19 protein-coding genes are annotated in these 16502 nt (G+C 55.1%); 17 read left to right on the top strand and 2 right to left on the bottom strand.

The window, feature by feature from the left end:
- The first annotated feature begins 1 nt into the window (after position 1).
- From trmB to LOH54_RS03550, 4 genes are read left to right on the top strand one after another with little or no spacing between them, the layout of a single operon-like run.
- The gene (gene trmB / locus LOH54_RS03565; RefSeq protein WP_231020425.1) at positions 2–1174 is read left to right on the top strand and encodes a tRNA (guanosine(46)-N7)-methyltransferase TrmB; all 1173 of its coding nucleotides are present in this window, start codon (positions 2–4) and stop codon (positions 1172–1174) included.
- Entirely contained in the window at positions 1167–1838 is a 672-nt protein-coding gene (locus LOH54_RS03560; protein WP_231020424.1) for a cell division ATP-binding protein FtsE, read from the top strand. The genes trmB and LOH54_RS03560 overlap by 8 nt, the downstream gene beginning before the upstream one ends.
- Positions 1825–2637 carry a cell division FtsX domain-containing protein gene (locus LOH54_RS03555; protein WP_231020423.1) on the top strand — a complete coding sequence of 271 codons (813 nt, stop codon included), beginning with the start codon at positions 1825–1827 and terminating at the stop codon, positions 2635–2637. The genes LOH54_RS03560 and LOH54_RS03555 overlap by 14 nt, the downstream gene beginning before the upstream one ends.
- Positions 2634–3848, top strand: coding sequence for a murein hydrolase activator EnvC family protein (locus tag LOH54_RS03550; RefSeq protein ID WP_231020422.1), 1215 nt, complete (start codon positions 2634–2636; stop codon positions 3846–3848). The genes LOH54_RS03555 and LOH54_RS03550 overlap by 4 nt, the downstream gene beginning before the upstream one ends.
- Here the strand turns inward: LOH54_RS03550 and LOH54_RS03545 are convergent.
- Positions 3845–4144, bottom strand: a complete 300-nt coding sequence (locus LOH54_RS03545) for a hypothetical protein (RefSeq protein WP_231020421.1) — start codon at positions 4142–4144, stop codon at positions 3845–3847. The genes LOH54_RS03550 and LOH54_RS03545 overlap by 4 nt on opposite strands.
- The gene (locus LOH54_RS03540) at positions 4137–4388 is read right to left on the bottom strand and encodes a hypothetical protein (protein WP_231020420.1); all 252 of its coding nucleotides are present in this window, start codon (positions 4386–4388) and stop codon (positions 4137–4139) included. The genes LOH54_RS03545 and LOH54_RS03540 overlap by 8 nt, the downstream gene beginning before the upstream one ends.
- A gap of 127 nt (positions 4389–4515) precedes the next feature.
- Between LOH54_RS03540 and LOH54_RS03535 the strand changes: the two genes are divergently transcribed.
- From LOH54_RS03535 to LOH54_RS03475, 13 genes are all read left to right on the top strand, one after another.
- On the top strand, positions 4516–5730 hold the full coding sequence (locus tag LOH54_RS03535) for an argininosuccinate synthase (RefSeq protein ID WP_231020419.1): 1215 nt from the start codon (positions 4516–4518) through the stop codon (positions 5728–5730).
- A 12-nt stretch (positions 5731–5742) separates the two neighbouring features.
- Positions 5743–6471, top strand: coding sequence for a ferredoxin-thioredoxin reductase catalytic domain-containing protein (locus LOH54_RS03530; protein WP_231020418.1), 729 nt, complete (start codon positions 5743–5745; stop codon positions 6469–6471).
- Positions 6472–6487: 16 nt separating this feature from the next.
- Entirely contained in the window at positions 6488–6934 is a 447-nt protein-coding gene (gene rplI / locus LOH54_RS03525) for a 50S ribosomal protein L9 (protein ID WP_231020417.1), read from the top strand.
- On the top strand, positions 6934–7479 hold the full coding sequence (gene hslV, locus LOH54_RS03520) for an ATP-dependent protease subunit HslV (RefSeq protein ID WP_231020416.1): 546 nt from the start codon (positions 6934–6936) through the stop codon (positions 7477–7479). The genes rplI and hslV overlap by 1 nt, the downstream gene beginning before the upstream one ends.
- The gene (hslU, locus tag LOH54_RS03515) at positions 7476–8804 is read left to right on the top strand and encodes an ATP-dependent protease ATPase subunit HslU (protein ID WP_231020415.1); all 1329 of its coding nucleotides are present in this window, start codon (positions 7476–7478) and stop codon (positions 8802–8804) included. The genes hslV and hslU overlap by 4 nt, the downstream gene beginning before the upstream one ends.
- 12 nt (positions 8805–8816) lie before the next feature.
- A complete protein-coding gene (era, locus tag LOH54_RS03510) occupies positions 8817–9692 on the top strand; it encodes a GTPase Era (protein WP_231020414.1) in 876 nt (291 codons plus the stop codon).
- 300 nt (positions 9693–9992) lie between these two features.
- On the top strand, positions 9993–11525 hold the full coding sequence (locus LOH54_RS03505) for a hypothetical protein (RefSeq protein ID WP_231020413.1): 1533 nt from the start codon (positions 9993–9995) through the stop codon (positions 11523–11525).
- Entirely contained in the window at positions 11522–12154 is a 633-nt protein-coding gene (locus tag LOH54_RS03500; RefSeq protein WP_231020412.1) for a hypothetical protein, read from the top strand. Before LOH54_RS03505 ends, LOH54_RS03500 begins: the two co-directional genes overlap by 4 nt.
- A complete protein-coding gene (locus tag LOH54_RS03495; protein WP_231020411.1) occupies positions 12154–12579 on the top strand; it encodes a hypothetical protein in 426 nt (141 codons plus the stop codon). Before LOH54_RS03500 ends, LOH54_RS03495 begins: the two co-directional genes overlap by 1 nt.
- 9 nt (positions 12580–12588) lie before the next feature.
- Positions 12589–14211 (top strand): pilus (MSHA type) biogenesis protein MshL, encoded by a 1623-nt coding sequence (mshL, locus tag LOH54_RS03490; protein WP_231020410.1) that lies wholly within the window; start codon positions 12589–12591, stop codon positions 14209–14211.
- Positions 14201–15013 (top strand): ATP-binding protein, encoded by an 813-nt coding sequence (locus tag LOH54_RS03485; protein ID WP_231020409.1) that lies wholly within the window; start codon positions 14201–14203, stop codon positions 15011–15013. Before mshL ends, LOH54_RS03485 begins: the two co-directional genes overlap by 11 nt.
- Positions 15006–15950, top strand: coding sequence for a hypothetical protein (locus tag LOH54_RS03480; protein WP_231020408.1), 945 nt, complete (start codon positions 15006–15008; stop codon positions 15948–15950). Before LOH54_RS03485 ends, LOH54_RS03480 begins: the two co-directional genes overlap by 8 nt.
- 8 nt (positions 15951–15958) lie before the next feature.
- Positions 15959–16495 (top strand): hypothetical protein, encoded by a 537-nt coding sequence (locus LOH54_RS03475; protein ID WP_231020407.1) that lies wholly within the window; start codon positions 15959–15961, stop codon positions 16493–16495.
- The last annotated feature ends 7 nt before the right edge of the window (positions 16496–16502 follow it).

The following is a 16502-nucleotide window of genomic DNA, read 5'->3' as shown; positions in this document are numbered from 1 at the left end:
GATGCCCCACCTGCATATCGCTTCGTTCAAGGCTCCGGCCTTCCCCGCGGCCGCGGACGGCGTCACCTTTCACTATATGGCGGAGAATACCCTCCACGACGATGAAAAGCTGATCGCCGCTTCCATCGGCGAGAAAGAGTTCTTCCTGCTGCTCAAGCGGCTGCCGGACAAAACCCTGCTCAAAGCGGACAAGATCTCCCGCCCCTCGGCCACCCACTATGTCAAGCGCGCCCTTCAGGCCTATGCGGGGCTCGTCGGACTGGAGGTCCTCGCCTCGAACGTCGACAGCGGCGAAGCAAACATGCACCTGGGCAACGACAGCGCGCTCTGGTCCATCCACGATTTCGAGCGCAACTTTCCCACCGACCGTGAGATCCGCATCGAGGTAGGCTTCGGTTCCGGCCGCCACCTGCTGCACCAGGCCAAGGCGAACCCGGAAGTCCTCTTTATCGGGATCGAGATCCACAAGCCCTCCATCGAGCAGGTGCTCAAACAGATCAATATCCAGCAGCTTGACAATCTCCTGCTGCTCGACTATGACGCCCGCCTCTTTTTGGAACTCGTCCCCTCCAACCTTGCCGGGCGCATCTACGTCCACTTTCCCGTCCCCTGGGACAAGAAACCCCAGCGCCGCGTCATCGGGGAAGCTTTCATCGCCGAGAGCATCCGGGTGCTGAAACCCGAAGGGAAACTGGAACTGCGTACCGACAGCGACAACTACTTCGCCTACAGTTTCGAGACCTTTATGGCCCTGAACCAGAACCATATCGAGATCTACAAGAACCGCGCCCTGGAGGTCAGCAGCAAGTACGAGGACCGCTGGCGCCGGATGGAGAAGAACATCTACGACGTACTGATGCACAACGAAGAGCTTTCCGGACCGCTGGAGGCGATCGCCCCCTTCGTTTTCGACGCCATCGCACCCGACCATGAACGCCTCGAAGCCCTCAACGGCTCCACGCTGCGTTTTGACGAAGGGTTCGTGCACTTCGAGCGCCTCTACCGCACCGACGACGACCGCGCCATGTTCCGCCTCTCCATGGGCCCCTACGCCCGTCCCGAGCATCTCTATCTGATCCTCGGCGATGCGCCGCGCTACCTCCCGACACCGCCGGTGCGCTCCCGGACGAACGCCCGCGCGCATCAGCTCCTGATCGAGGCCCTGCATGGATAAGATCATCATCGCCGACAACCTCTCCCTGGGCTACGGCAAGCATGAAACGATCATCTCCAAGGCGACCTTCGCGATCGACTCGGGGAGCTTCGTTTTCATCACCGGGGCCAGCGGGAGCGGCAAGTCCACCCTGCTGAAATCCTTCTTCGGCGCTCTCCCTATGCTCTCGGGCAACCTCACCGTCGGCGGGGTCGACATGGACAATATCCATACGAAGAAACTCAACTTCCTGCGCCGCCACGTCGGCATCGTCTTCCAGGACTACAAGCTTGTCAAAGAGTGGACGATCGAAAAGAATGTCATGCTCCCGCTGCTCATCAACGGCTACGCCCGCGACATCAGCGAGATGCAGGTGGAGAAGCTTCTCGGCCACGTCAAACTTACCCACCAGCGGGGCAAGTACCCCATGGAGCTGAGCGGGGGCGAGCAGCAGCGCGTCGCCATGGCACGCGCCCTCGCCCACAACCCCATCCTTATCCTCGCGGATGAACCGACGGGGAACCTGGACGAGTACTCTTCCAAGGTGATCTGGAACCTTCTCGAGGGGGCCAACACCCAGCTCGAAGCGACCGTCGTCGTCGTCACCCACCACATCCCCGAGACGCTGGGGATCAAATACAAGCACTACCATATTGAGCACGGAGACGTCTATGAAGTCTCTTAAAAGCCACTTTTCGCTGATCACGGCGCTCTTTTCCATCCTCATCACCCTGCAGCTCTTTTTGAGCCTGGAGCGGGTCATCGGGGCGTACGAACAGCGCCTGGGGGACAACTACGGCATCGTCGTCGTCAGCGACAACAACCTCTCCCTCGCCTTTTTCCAGGGCATCGACGATGCTATCAGCGCCGTTGAACCCCTCTCGCCCGCCCGGGTGCTGCAGCAGCTCCAGCAGCAGACCGGGGACTCCCAGATCAACCTGATGACGCTGAACCTTCCGCACTTCTACCGGCTCCGGATGGCCCACTTCATCACCCCGGACGAGGCGCGGGAACTGGGAAAGAGGCTGCTGCGCGATCGGGCCATCAGCCGCGTCGAGACCTTTGCGCAGCAGCATGACACCGTCTACCGGCTGCTGCAGCTTTTCAAGAACGTTGTCAGCGTCCTGGCGGCCGTCGTCCTCCTCGTCACCTCGCTGCTCATCATCAAAGAGATGCGCCTGTGGCAGTTCCAGCACCGCGAACGGATGAACATCATGGCCCTCTTCGGTGCCCCGGTCTGGCTGCGATCGGCCGTCCTCTTCCGCCTGGCCATCGTCGATGCCGTGATCGCTTCGCTGCTGGCGACGACCGTCTTTGTCCTCGTCGACCACTACGGCTGGATGGCTCAGCTCCTCTCCCTCGTACAGCTGCAACCGACGCTCTTCCAGCCGCTGCACGACGTGCCGCTGCTCACGGGCGTGGCCATCTCCCTCTCCATCCTGCTCGCTTCCATGATCGTCATGGGGCACAAAGAAGAGGTATGATCCGGGCCGCCCTTCTGCTTTTCGTGCTGCTGACCGCCGCCGTGGCGGCCAAGAGCATCGACGACAAAATCGACGAGACCTCCAAAAGTCTCAGCTCTTTCGACCGCAACTACGCCTCGGTCAATGCCAAGATGGCCAAGACCGCCAAGGCGATCCTGAAAAAAAAGCGGACCGTTCTGACCCAGCAGAAGAAGATCGAATCCCTCGAGTCGGCACTGCAGGGCAAGGCCACCATCCTTTCCGGTGCCAAGGATGAACTGGTCACGCTCGCCGAAACGCAGCAGACCCTCGAGGCCAACCGCAAAAAACTGCGCGACGACCTCGCCGACCTTATGGCGCGCATCGTCTCGCTCACCATGATCCAGGAGGACAGCAACACTCTCTCCCCCGACGCGGTCATCGGCGAGGCGGTTTTTAGCGCGTTGAACGCACAGACCAAAGAACAGATCAAAAAGCTCGGGAATGACTACCGCGCGAACGAAGCCGCCCTGAAGCAACTGACGGCAAAAACAGCAAGGCTCAAAACGGACATCGCTTCGATCGAACAGGAAAAACGCGACCTCCAAAAAGCCAAACAGACGAATGAAAAGGCCCTGGGCGACCTGCAGACGAAGAAGAGCCGCTATAAGAAAGAGATCAAAAAGATCCTGGCGCAGAAGTCCGCCCTGAAAGAGACCCTGGCCCAACTGCACATCATCCAGGAGAGCGAATCGCAAAAAGCGGCCGCGCGCCAGGAGGAGAAGCGCAACGAAGCGCTGCTGGCTTCCAAAGAGGTTCCCGACGTCCGTTCCGTCGGCAGCAGCTACCACAAAGCGCGGACCCGCCGCTACCGCGGTTCAAAGACAATCGCACCACTCGATGCGTACACGGTCCTGAAGCGCTACGGCACCTACACCGACCCGATCTACAAGATCAAGATCTTCAACGAGTCGGTCTCCCTGCAGCCAAAAAGCCCCAACGCCAAAGTCAAGGCCGTCTTCAACGGCAAGGTTATTCTTGCCCAGGAGACGCCGATGTTGGAGAACGTCGTCATTATCGAGCACTCCGGCGGACTGCATACCATCTACGCCCACCTCGACCAGATCGCCCCGACGGTCCAGAAAGGCAAACGTCTCAAAAAAGGGAGCGTCATCGGCCGCGTGAACGATGAACTGATGTTCGAAGTGACCCAGAAAAACTACCACATCGACCCGCTTCAGGTAATCCGCTAAGCCCCCTTGTAGGCCTTTTCGAAGATATCGGAGAGGGTCTGCATCGTCTCGAAGAGCGCCGCTTTCGTCTCGAAATGGAGCAGTTTGCGCTGGGCCGGGACCTCTCCGGGGGGGTCGAAGTCAAAGACGAGGACGTACTCCGCGATCTTCACTTCGTCTTTTTTCAAATCCGCCCACTCCAGGGAGACCTGGGCCTCGGCACCGCCCCCCTCGACGATCGCCGCCGGGTAGAGACGGGTGATTTTGGAGAGGTCGAGCTGCAGTCCCTGCGCCTCGTATAGCATCGTATCAGCCACGTTCATCCTTGTTCAGTGATTTTTCCATGTCCCCCCGGTGCATCCGCCGAAAGGCCAGCAGCCCGAAGGCGATGCCTATGGCGATAAAGAGCATGCCCCAGCCATCATTGCGTTCCCAGGCCATCGCGATCCAGCAGAGGTCCGCCACCAGGTAGGCCCACACCGCTTCGAAGATCTTCCCGCGGTAGGTCAAAAAGGCGCCGACATTGAGCAAAAGACCGCCGATAATGGCAAAACTTGGCATCCGGAGCTCCAAACTTTTTCAAAAGTATAGCAGGTCCCCCACCCGAACCCGGGTGCCCTTTACCTCGTCGTCATCTAAACTGCGCTAAAATCGCGGCATCATAATTATCCTTCAAGGACATATATCCATGAAAAAAGAAGTCAAAAAAGTCGTTTTGGCCTACTCCGGCGGCCTGGACACCAGCGTCATCCTCAAGTGGCTGCAGGATGAGTACCAGTGCGAAGTCGTCACCTTTACCGCCGATATCGGCCAGGGCGAAGAGGTCGAACCGGCACGCCAGAAGGCGCTCAGCCTCGGTATCAAACCTGAAAACATCTTTATCGACGACCTGCGCGAAGAGTTCGTCCGCGACTACGTCTTCCCGATGTTCCGCGCCAACGCCATCTACGAAGGCGAATACCTTCTGGGCACTTCCATTGCCCGTCCGCTGATCGCCAAGCGCCAGGCGGAGATCGCCAAGATCACCGGCGCCGACGGCGTCAGCCACGGCGCAACCGGCAAAGGGAACGACCAGGTCCGCTTCGAACTGGGCTACCTCGGCCAGAACAGCAGCCTCACCATCATCGCCCCGTGGCGCGAATGGGACCTCAACTCCCGCGAAAAGCTGCTCGCCTACGCCGAGAAGCACGGCATCAAGATCGAGAAAAGCGGGAAAAAATCCCCCTACTCCATGGACGCCAACCTCCTGCACATCTCCTACGAGGGGGGCATCCTTGAAGATCCCGCTGCGGAACCCGAAGAAGATATGTGGCGCTGGACCGTCTCCCCGGAGACGGCACCGGACGAGCCTGAGTACATCGAGATCGGCTATAAAAACGGCGACCCGGTCAGCCTGAACGGTGAAGCCCTCTCCCCGGCAACGATGCTCGAGACCCTGAACAAGCTGGCGGGCAAACACGGTATCGGCCGCGCCGATATCGTCGAGAACCGCTACGTCGGGATGAAGAGCCGCGGCTGTTACGAAACGCCGGGCGGTACGATCATGCTCAAAGCGCACCGCGCCATCGAGTCCATCACCCTCGACCGCGAAGAGGCGCACCTCAAAGACGAGCTGATGCCGCGCTACGCGAAACTGATCTACAACGGCTACTGGTTCGCACCGGAGCGCGAGATGCTCCAGGCCGCCATCGACAAGACCCAGGAGAACGTTGAAGGGACGGTCCGCCTGAAGCTCTACAAGGGCAACGTCATCGTCGTCGGCCGCAGCTCCGAACAGTCGCTGTTCAACCCGGAATACTGTACCTTCGAAGAGGACGCGGTCTACGACCAGAAAGACGCCAACGGCTTCATCAAGCTCAACGCCCTGCGCTTCATTATCGCGGGCAAAGCGCGCAAACAGTAGAAGGAAACCGTTATGGCCGGCGGAATTACGAAGATCGATATCAACTCTGACGAATTCCAGAGCGAGCTCGAGCGGACGATCCGTTTTACGGACAAAGTCGTTGAGCAGTTCGGCTGGTCTTACAACCCCGATGCGGAGATCAACGACGGCATCCAATTGGGGCTGACGCGCAACAAACTGATGCATGGTAAGCGTTACTGCCCCTGCTTCTTCGTCACCGGCGACAAAGAGCAGGACCGCATCTGCCCCTGTAAGCCGGCCATCGAGAAAGAGATCCCCGAAGACGGGGTCTGCCACTGCCAGATCTTCTGCACCCCCGCATATGCCGCCCAGCACCGAAGCGAAGAGGAGATCGAAGAGGTCGTTCACCAGCACTCCCGAGGACTCAGTGCCGAAGAGTGCGCTCTGCTGCTTCAAAAAGAGCAGTTCGACGGTGACGAGCTCACCGCCCTTCTCGAAGGGAGAATGCTCGGCATGGTCGATTTCAAACTGATCGACGTGCGCGAACACATGGAGTGGCAGATGGGGCATATCAAGGGCGCCGACCGCCTTATCCCCACCAGCAGCTTCTGCGACACCCTGGAGAGCGCAAAGCTCTCCAAAAAAGAGAAGCTGATCGTCTACTGCCATGTCGGCAGCCGGAGTGCGCACTGCCAGCGCATCCTCAGTGACATGGGATTTGAAAACGTCGGTAACCTGACCTACGGGATCGTCGCTTACGGCGGCGAACTCGAACGCTGAAACACAAGGAGAAGAGATGAGAGTACTGTTGATCAAAGATGTCAAAAGCCTCGGCAAAGCCGGCGAGGTTAAAGAGGTCAAAGACGGCTACGGCAAGAACTTCCTGATCGGCAAAGGGTTTGCCAAGCATGCCACCGACGACGTGATCGCGGAATGGGAGGAGGCAAAACGCCAGGCCGCCGCGAACGAGGCCCAGGAGATCGCCGACCTCACCGCCATGAAAGCGAAGCTCGAAGCCCTGGAGGTGACAATCGCGAAGAAACTGGGCGACACCGGCCACCTCTTCGGCGCCGTCACCAAAGATGACATCGCCAAAGCGCTCGAGGATGGGCACGGCATCACCATCGACAAAAAGCACATTGAAGCCAAAAAAGCGATCAAAATGACCGGGAAGCACGAGGTCGACCTCAAACTCGGCCACGGCATCCATGCGCTACTGCACCTCGACATCGTAGGTGCATAATGTTCGACGCAACGACGATCCTCGCGTACAAGGGTGAGGGCAAAGCGGTCATCGGCGGGGACGGGCAGGTCACTTTCGGGCACACCGTCCTAAAAAACAACGCCACTAAGATCCGCAAACTGCACAACGGCCAGGTGCTGGCCGGATTCGCCGGCTCCACGGCGGACGCTTTCAACCTCTTCGACATGTTCGAGGAGTTCCTCTCCGCGCGCAAAGGGGACATGGTCAAGGCCATTATCGACTTCTCAAAAGCGTGGCGGAAAGACAAGGTCCTTCGGCGTCTGGAAGCGATGATGATCGTCCTCAACACCGAGCATATCTTTATCCTCACCGGCAACGGCGACGTCGTCGAGCCCGAGGATGGCCAAATTGCCTCCATCGGCAGCGGCGGCAACTACGCCATTGCCAGCGCCCGTGCCCTGAAAAAGCATGCTGACATGGCACCCGAGGCCCTCGTCGAGGAGAGCTTGCATATCGCGGCGGACCTCTGCATCTACACCAACCATGAGATCAAAATCCTGACCCTGGAGGCCTCGGAAGCATGAACATGACCCCCAAGGAGATCGTCTCCTATCTCGATGCCTACATCATCGGCCAGCAGGCTGCGAAAAAGAGCATCGCCCTTGCCCTGCGCACCCGCTACCGCCGGATGCAGCTGGACGGCGAGATGCAGCACGAGATCATGCCCAAGAACATCCTGATGATCGGCTCTACCGGGGTCGGAAAGACGGAGATCTCCCGCCGGTTGGCCAAGATGATGGGCGTTCCCTTCATCAAGGTCGAAGCAAGCAAGTTCACGGAGGTCGGCTTCGTCGGCCGCGACGTCGAGTCCATGGTCCGCGACCTCGTCATGACCTCCATCGCTCTTGTCAAAGAGGAGCAGAAAGCGGCGAACGAAGAGGCGATCAAAGAGTATGTCCTCGACAAGATCGTCGACAAGCTGCTGCCACCGCTGCCGCCCCTCTCCTCGGAGACCAAGAAAGCCGAATATGCTTCCTCCCGCGAACGGATGCGGCAGAGGGTCATTGACGGCGAGATGAACGACAAGACGATCGAGATCGAGCTCCCCAAGGGAAATATCGAGTTCAACGACAGCGGCATGCCGCCGGAGATGGCGAAGATGCAGGAATCCTTCGCCAAGATGTTCAGTTCAATCAACAAAAAAGAGAACAAAAAAGAGATGAAGGTCTCCGATGCGATCCGTATCCTTGACAGTGAAGCAACCGAAGCGCTTCTGGATATGGACGCCATCCGAAGCGAGGCCGTACGCCGCGCGGAAGACGGCGGCATCATCTTCCTCGACGAGATCGACAAGATCGCCGTCAGTGCCAAGAGCCAGGGGCGCAACGACCCCAGCAAAGAGGGGGTACAGCGTGACCTGCTTCCCATTGTCGAAGGGAGCAGCGTCGGCACAAAGTACGGGCCGGTCAAAACCGACCACATCCTTTTCATTGCCGCCGGGGCCTTTCACCTGACCAAGCCGAGTGACCTTATCCCCGAGCTTCAGGGGCGCTTCCCGCTTCGCGTCGAGCTACAGTCCCTTGACGAAGAGGCGCTCTACGCCATCCTCACCCAGCCGAAGAACTCGCTGATAAAACAGTACAAGGCGCTGCTCGCCGTCGAAGAGGTCACCCTGGAGTTTGATGACGACGCCATCCGTGCCATCGCCGCCCTCGCGCAGCAGGCCAATGAAAAGACCGAAGACATTGGCGCCAGACGTCTGCACACTATCTTGGAAAAGGTGCTCGAAGCGATCAGTTTTGACGCCGAATCCTACGCCGGAGAGACCTATACCGTCACCAAAGCGATCGTCCACGACAAACTGGATATCGTCATCGAAGATGAAGACCTCTCCCGTTATATCCTTTAAAGGAGCCCCTGTATGACCAAAGCCGGTTTCGTAGCCCTCGTCGGACGCCCGAACGCGGGCAAAAGTACCCTACTCAATGCGCTGCTGGGCGAGAAGATCGCCATGGTCAGCCAGAAAGCCAATGCGACGCGCAGGCGTCTCAACGCCATCGTCATGCACGGGGAAGATCAGCTGATCTTCGTCGACACGCCGGGTCTGCATGAAAAAGAGCGCAAGCTCAACCAGTTCATGCTCGAAGAGGCCCTCAAGGCGATCGGCGACTGCGATCTGATCGTCTACCTGGCCCCGGCTGCGGACAGCGTCAAACACTACAAGCGCTTTTTGGAGATTGCCGGCGGGAAAAAGCACCTCATTGCGCTCAGCAAAATTGACCAGATCTCCCAGGGAGAGCTGCTAGCACGCATCGCGGAGTACAACGCCTTCTCTGAGCACTTCGAGGCCCTCATTCCCGTCTCTGTGACCAAGCATACCGGTCTCGAACAACTCAAAGAGGTCATTACGCGCTTTCTGCCGGAATCACCCTACCTCTTTGACCCTGAAGACCTCACCAATGAGAAGCTGCGTGACATCTTCCGAGAGTTCATCCGCGAATCAATTTTCGAGAACATCAGCGACGAAATCCCCTACGGGACCGATGTCGTCATTGACAAGATCGATGAAGCTGATGACATCGACCATATCCGCGCCACAATCATCGTTGAAAAGGAGAGCCAGAAAGGAATTATGATCGGTAAAAGCGGCGCGACGATCAAGCGCATCGGCAAGCATGCCCGTCAGAAAATCGAATCCCTTTCCGGCCACCGCGCCTACCTTGATCTGTTTGTCAGCGTGAAACCCAACTGGACCAACGATAAGAAGATGCTGGAAGACCTCGGGTACCAAACCTGAACTTCCGGCAGACAAGTCATAAAAATAGATTCTACCTCACTCCCCCGCGACAACCATAACTAGGGCTTTTTTGCACACTTATAAGAAAATTTTTAAGTTTACTTGGGCTACAATGAAAATGTGTGAAACCTCAGAACGATAACACCCTGTGTTATTTTGCAATGTGGTTTTATGTTGTTATTAAATGAACCAGGTGAACAAAAACGGGTGGCAATCCGGTTGCCCCCGGCTATCTAGAGATAGTATTCGCCCTTCATGATATGGCTGCCGGACAGTCCAAAAAGAACAGGGATTTGCGACATGAACAATTCTAACGAGCAGGTTTTTGATACGGTCCTCTCGAACAACCCGTATAATCACACCTACTACCTCGGGAGCGGTAATCAGTTAAGTGCTGCTAAAAACCCGCAGTATGGTAAGAAACAGTACGGGATTTCCTATCTCAACACGAGTAGCTTCATCACGGCCCAGATCGGTGTAAGCAAAAACATCCCCGATGACGATCTTGCTTTTGTCATTGAAACCAAGGCATACGAAGAGCTCGCCCTCGACATGGCGATCGAGTACACGATCGATTTCATCGAGGTGCCGACGGACGGAAGTGCGAAAGAACGCATCTTCCATGTATTTATTGTCGACCCGCTCGTCATCGACGAGACCTTTGCCCAAACGGTTTCAGCTCTGCAGTATGTCGACCAGATCGTTCCGGTACCGCTGCTGCTCAAAACCCTTTACAGCCATGAGATCGTTCAGGGATACGGTGCGCACTGCTACATCTATTTCCAGGAAAATGACGCCTTCTTCACCCTCTACAATGAGCAAGAATTCGTCTACACAAAGAGTCTCAAATACTCTTTCCGTGACATGCATGAGCGTTTCTGCGAGCTCCTAGGCGAACAGATCGACCTTGCGGACTTTCAGACGCTGCTTGCGACCGAAGGGCTTGCGACGCAGAATCCGGAGTACCAAAAATACCTGATCAAACTCTTCGGCGAACTCTTCCTCCATATCAACGACGTTCTTAATTACGCGAAACGCGCTTACGAAATCGAAACGATCGAAGAGATTTATATCGGTTCGCAGATCGGCTCAATCGCCGGGGTTGACGAGTATTGCCAGACCTATCTGGGGTTTGAGGCCAAGTCGTTCGACTTCTCCTACGGTTTTGCGACGGACAGCTACATTGACCAGATCCACCAGCTGATGCAGCTGTATGTACGCACGGACAAAGCGGCACGCTATGACGTCAACTTTTCCATCTACCACCGCCCGCCGCCGTTTTTCCAACGCCACAGTGGAAAGCTCTTCGCCGTCACGGCCCTCTCGCTCGTCGTCGCATTTGCCTACCCCGTCACCTACTGGACAATGGGCTATGCCGAAAGCGTTCGTAAAGCCCTCCTGGAGAAACAGTACCGCGAGACGCATGCCATCAAGGTGACGCGCGAAGAGACCATTAATCTCAAACTGGCACAAAAGGCAGAGGCGCAGAAGCTTCTTGATGCGGAGATCGAGCTCTTCGAAGAGCGAAAAGCGACACTGATCAAAATCCATGACGTCAAGGTCAATTACCCCATGAAAGCAGAAATCATGGCCGCCCTTACCAGAGAGTTGAATCGGTTTGACGTCAGTGTTGCCGATATCAACTATAAGCAGGATGCCCAAGAAAAGGTTTTCAGCTTGAAAGTCATGGCGAAAAAAGACAAACAAATTACCGATCTGGTCGAATTTATGACTAAACACCGTACACAGCGTTTCCACTACAACATCGAGAAAATCGAATTGGATGAGGAAACCAACTATTACCGCGGTGACCTGAAGGTGGTGCTGAAATGAAATTCAATCTTGAACAATATCTCTATCCGATAGACCAGTCCTTCGCCAGCAAAAAGCAGGGCGAGGTCTATATGATCTACGGTCTGATCGCCGTGGCACTGGTAGCGTTTTCCTATCTTCTTTTCTGGGAAAGTGCCGAGCGCGAATATCTCCAAGTCAAAAAAGAGAGAATCGCCGTCGAACAAAAACTCCGGGCGGATGAGCAGTACCTGGCGATGCACCCCGAAAGTGAAATCAAGCAGATCGAAGCGCAGATTGAAGCGATCAAAATGGAGACGGTAGCGACTCAGGAAAAAAATGAGTACATCAACTTCAAGATCAGCCAAATCTCCGAACTCTTCTATAATGAAGAAGCTTGGGGTAAATATATCGACTCGATTGCCGAAAACGCAAAAAAATACAACATCAAGCTCGCACTTCTCAGCAACAAACGCGCCATTGAAAAAGAGAAGTTCGGTCATGTCTTGGATATTAAAGTCTTTGCAAGTGGTCAATTCGACAATATGCTCAAATTCGTCAATGCGATGGAGCAGAGCGATCTCGTCATTGACCTGCACGGTCTTGACCTCAGAGCCAAGGAAAAACTGGAACTCGACGTCAACTCATCTGTATGGGGGATTACTTACTAATGAAAACGAAGCTACTACTCCTCACCCTGCCGTTGATCGCACTCGCCGAGGGCATGCAGCCTGACATGAAGTGGGTAGACGATGAGATCGCAGCGATCAAACCGCCCCGCAAGGGGGTTCATGCCAGTGCGCTGTACGGATTACAAGACCCCTTTAGGGCGCAACTGATTATCAACCAGCCCCATAAGGCAAAGGCGACGGGCACATACGTGAAGCGTCCCAAGCAGAGGTACATGACCCTCGAATCCGTCATCAACAGTCGCACCGCGCTGATTGACGGCAAATGGTACAAAGAAAAAGACACCATTTACGGGTACGTCATCACGAAGATCGAACGCGACAGCGTCTTGCTTCAGAAGAAGAAGAAAGAAGTAACGCTGACGCTGAAGAAGAAGAACCCAAAAATCCAAATCAACGCCAAATAGGAAAAGACGATGAAAAACATGACTCCATTCCAAAGCATCCACAAGTCAATCACTTCGGTAGCCGCGGCCCTACTGCTGGCTTCATCGGTACAGGCAGCAGACTGTACGTATGAGCTCTTTTCCATCAGCGGAGCGAAGGGGATGACCATCTCCAAATACGTCGATCAGCTGAGCAACGAATGTGAACTCACACTGATCATCAGCGACAATGAAGCTGAAAAAAAGATGTCCAAACGCTTGCAGCGGACCAATCTGAAGAACCTCACACTGAACGAGGTCCTGGATATTCTCCTGGTTGACAACAACCTCAACTATACCCTGGAGAACAATATCCTCAAGATCTCCTTTATCGAGACGAAGACCTACAACATCGACTACATCATCAGTGCCCGCAAAAGTATCGGCAGTACGGATATCCTGCTCAGCAGCTCCCAGGCAACCGGAAGTTCAAGCAGCCAATCCGGCGGCGGTGGCGGCGGCCAGGGAGCGGACCTCGGCGGCGGCTCCATGCAGATTACGCAAAACAACACCTCCGGTATCAAGATCGAGTCCCTCGACGAGGTCAAGTTCTGGGAAGAACTCGACCTCGAACTGCAGCGCGTCCTGAACCGTCCGACGGACTTCTATCAGGCGGAAGCTCCGATTGTCAACAAAAACGCGGGGCTCGTCACCGTTACGGCGACGGTACGCCAGCAACAGCGTCTCGAAAAATACCTCAACGAACTGCAGAAAAAGATCCAATACCAGGTGCTGATCGACGTCCGCATGATGGCCGTCACACTCAGCGACAGCAGTTCGACCGGTATCGACTGGTCCCAGATCTATGCCCTGCAGAATCTCTCGTTCCACATCGACAAACTCGATGCATTGAACGTTTCCACCTTTGATACGACGGGGAATATTCTGACGGGGGGTACCGCAGGCTATTCCGGTCCGGCGTCGCTGCTCAAACTCACCGGGGGTAATACGATCACGGAACTGGTCAAATTCCTTAAAACGCAGGGGGATGTTGACGCGATCTCCAATCCGAAGGTACTGACCCTCAACAACCAGCCTGCCCTCATTACTGTCGGTACGGAGTATTTCTACAAGATCCAGCAGTCCCAGATTCTTGCCGGTAGTTCGGCCGGTACATCGCAGACCACACAGAACGAAGAGGTCAACTCCATCTTCGCGGGTGTTCTGCTCGACATCACGCCGGAGATCGCCAACGACAATACGATCACCCTCAAGATCAATCCTTCGGTCAGCCAGACAAGGATTAAACTCAGCAGCGACGAAATCGAGCAGCAAAAGCGCTCTATGCCGCCGGATCTTGACCGCCGCCAGCTTGCCTCCGTCGTGACCGTCAAAGACGGCAACAGTATCATCATCGGCGGTCTGATCGACAAATCCGAAAGCATGCATACTAACAGAGTACCGCTCCTCGGTGACATCCCGGGACTCGGTTACCTTTTCAAATACGAAGAAAAAGCTGTGGATACGACGGAACTCGTTATTGTTATCGAACCGCACATTATCAAGAAAGAGAACAACACGCTCTCCCTTTCTGATCTTGGATATACCAAGTTTACCGACAGTGAAGCCGGCCTGACCTCCAAAGAAACAGCTGCAGAGGCCAATGCAGAATAAGAACCTCTTTGACTCTTCCAAAGAGGTCTTTCTCGATGTAGTAGACGCGAATGCCTATGTGCAGCTCGATCGCGTCGCCATCGTCTACAAATCCCTGATGGAAGCCATAAAAAAACCCCTGAAAATGATCCTGCTTTTCGGAAAACCGGGAACGGGTAAAAGTATGATGCTGAGCCGTATCTACAAAGAACTGCACGACAGACAAAAAATCGTTCTGTATCAAACACCCATTACCGATGAAGATGCTTTTTTCCGCTCACTGGCACGCGATGTGTTTGACTACATCACCGACGAACCCATCCATTTTACGCGCTTTAACGAGCTTGCCGCACAATATACTTTTGAAACGCCTCCGGTCGTCTTGCTGGATGAAGCGCAAATGTATTCAACGGCACTGTTGGAAAAAATCCGTCTGATCTCCGATACGCGCCAGATCAAGTTTATTATCTCCCTGCACAAAACGGAACAGGAGGACGTTGTCGCCAAAGAGCATTTCCAGTCACGTATCTGGGAAGCACAAGAGCTGCTCAACGCTTCGGCCGCCGAATTGAAGATCTACATTCAGAAAAAACTGCTTCGGTCAAACTGTTTTGATGTCGCCAATATGTTCAATGACAAGAATGTCCGCTGGATCCATGAATTGACCGAAGGCAATTACCGTAATACCAACAAGTTGCTCTTTGCTCTCTTCAGTATTGCGTCATGGTATGAAGAGAACCAGCCCACGCAGATCAACTATACTGCTGTCAACCGTAAAATGATTGAAATGGCGGGGATTGAAACGGGGTTTATCAATGCTTAACGTCCCTGAACTCGAACAGCGCTGGAAGCACTACCGTCGAACACGTCAGGTCCCGTACCTGGTCGGCGGCGGTGCCGCAGTAGTTCTTGTATTCGCTGCAACCTATTTTCTCCTCACACCGTCGGCTCCCACGTCATCAAAACCACAGGCGGTCGTATCGGCCCCCGCTGCGCCCAAAGTGACAATGCCGGCGGTTGACTCATCTAAACAATCCGCTGCCGCACAGGGGCAAGCGTCCGACAGCGCACGACCGGCACAAACACAGGCAGTTGCTGCAGAGCAGCCGGCCCTGAAACTGACGCCTTCCATGGGCTTCATGCACGAGTTCGAATCGGACGTCATGGACTATTATTCCCATGTCGATACGCAAGAGCCGCAACCGCAAGCGAGAACACAGGCCGCACCGCCAGTCTATCAGAGACCGTCACAACAGGCGCCAGCTCCGGCCCCGGTCATTTCGACACCTCCGAAAGAGGAGATACAGCCGATCAACGCTCCTGCGCAACCATCCGAAACGTTGCCAGGCATTCAGGCTTCTTCGTCACTCAAAGCCGCCCCTCCGGTCCCCGCTGCATCTCGGGCCGAAACAGACGATGAACCATCGTCTGAAGAGATGACGATTCTACGCGATGACGACATGAAAGATATCCAGGATGTCATCGCCCGTTTTAAAAAGAGCAAGAACCCTATTCTGAGCCTCTTTGTCGCCAAGCGCTATTATCATACCGGGAACTATCAGCAAGCCTACAACTATGCGCTGATCACCAATGAACTTGATAGTACGATCGAAGATTCATGGCTCATTTTTGCAAAGTCGCTTTACAAAATGGATCAGAAAGAGATGGCGATCAAAACCCTCAAAAGCTACATCCAGGAGAGCAGCTCCGTCAAGGCCAAAATCACCCTTGATCAGATGGAGAAGGGGACGATGGAATGAGGCTTCATTTGAGCCTGCTTGCAGTTGCCACAACCCTGCTCAGTGCCTCCAGCAGCGACAGCCTCTACACGCTCTATCAAAACGGTCAGTACCTTCAAGCCTGCAATCAGGGGGCGAAGACACTGCATCGCCATGAGCTGGATGAACGTTTTGTTTCACTCTACGCCTTTTCCTGCCTCGAAGCAGATCGCATTGATCGCCTGGCACTGCCCGTCGTTATGCTAAACCGTTCGGAGGAGGCGCGCAGAAACGCCACGTACTTCGCTGCGATTCTGCTACAGAGAAACCTGCTGATCAATGCCCTTGAAAATCAGACAACGCTTGCGGGTCTGAAGCTCCCGACCTCGGAGCATCTCCTCTCACGGGTCTTCGATCTGTACAGTGCAAATCGGTACGTGAAGAGCGGCGATTCCTATGTGCTGACCGATCCCCAAAACCCCCGTCGAAGCTACAAGCTTTTCTTGCGTCATTCCGGCCAATCCCTGCAGCTTGGCATCACGGAATATTATGATACAATATTAACAAAACAGCATATTTACCGTTAAAGGCAAT

This window comes from Sulfurimonas sp. HSL-3221, assembly GCF_021044585.1.
Taxonomy (GTDB): domain Bacteria; phylum Campylobacterota; class Campylobacteria; order Campylobacterales; family Sulfurimonadaceae; genus Thiomicrolovo; species Thiomicrolovo sulfuroxydans.
This window is presented reverse-complemented; position numbering and strand designations above follow the sequence as displayed.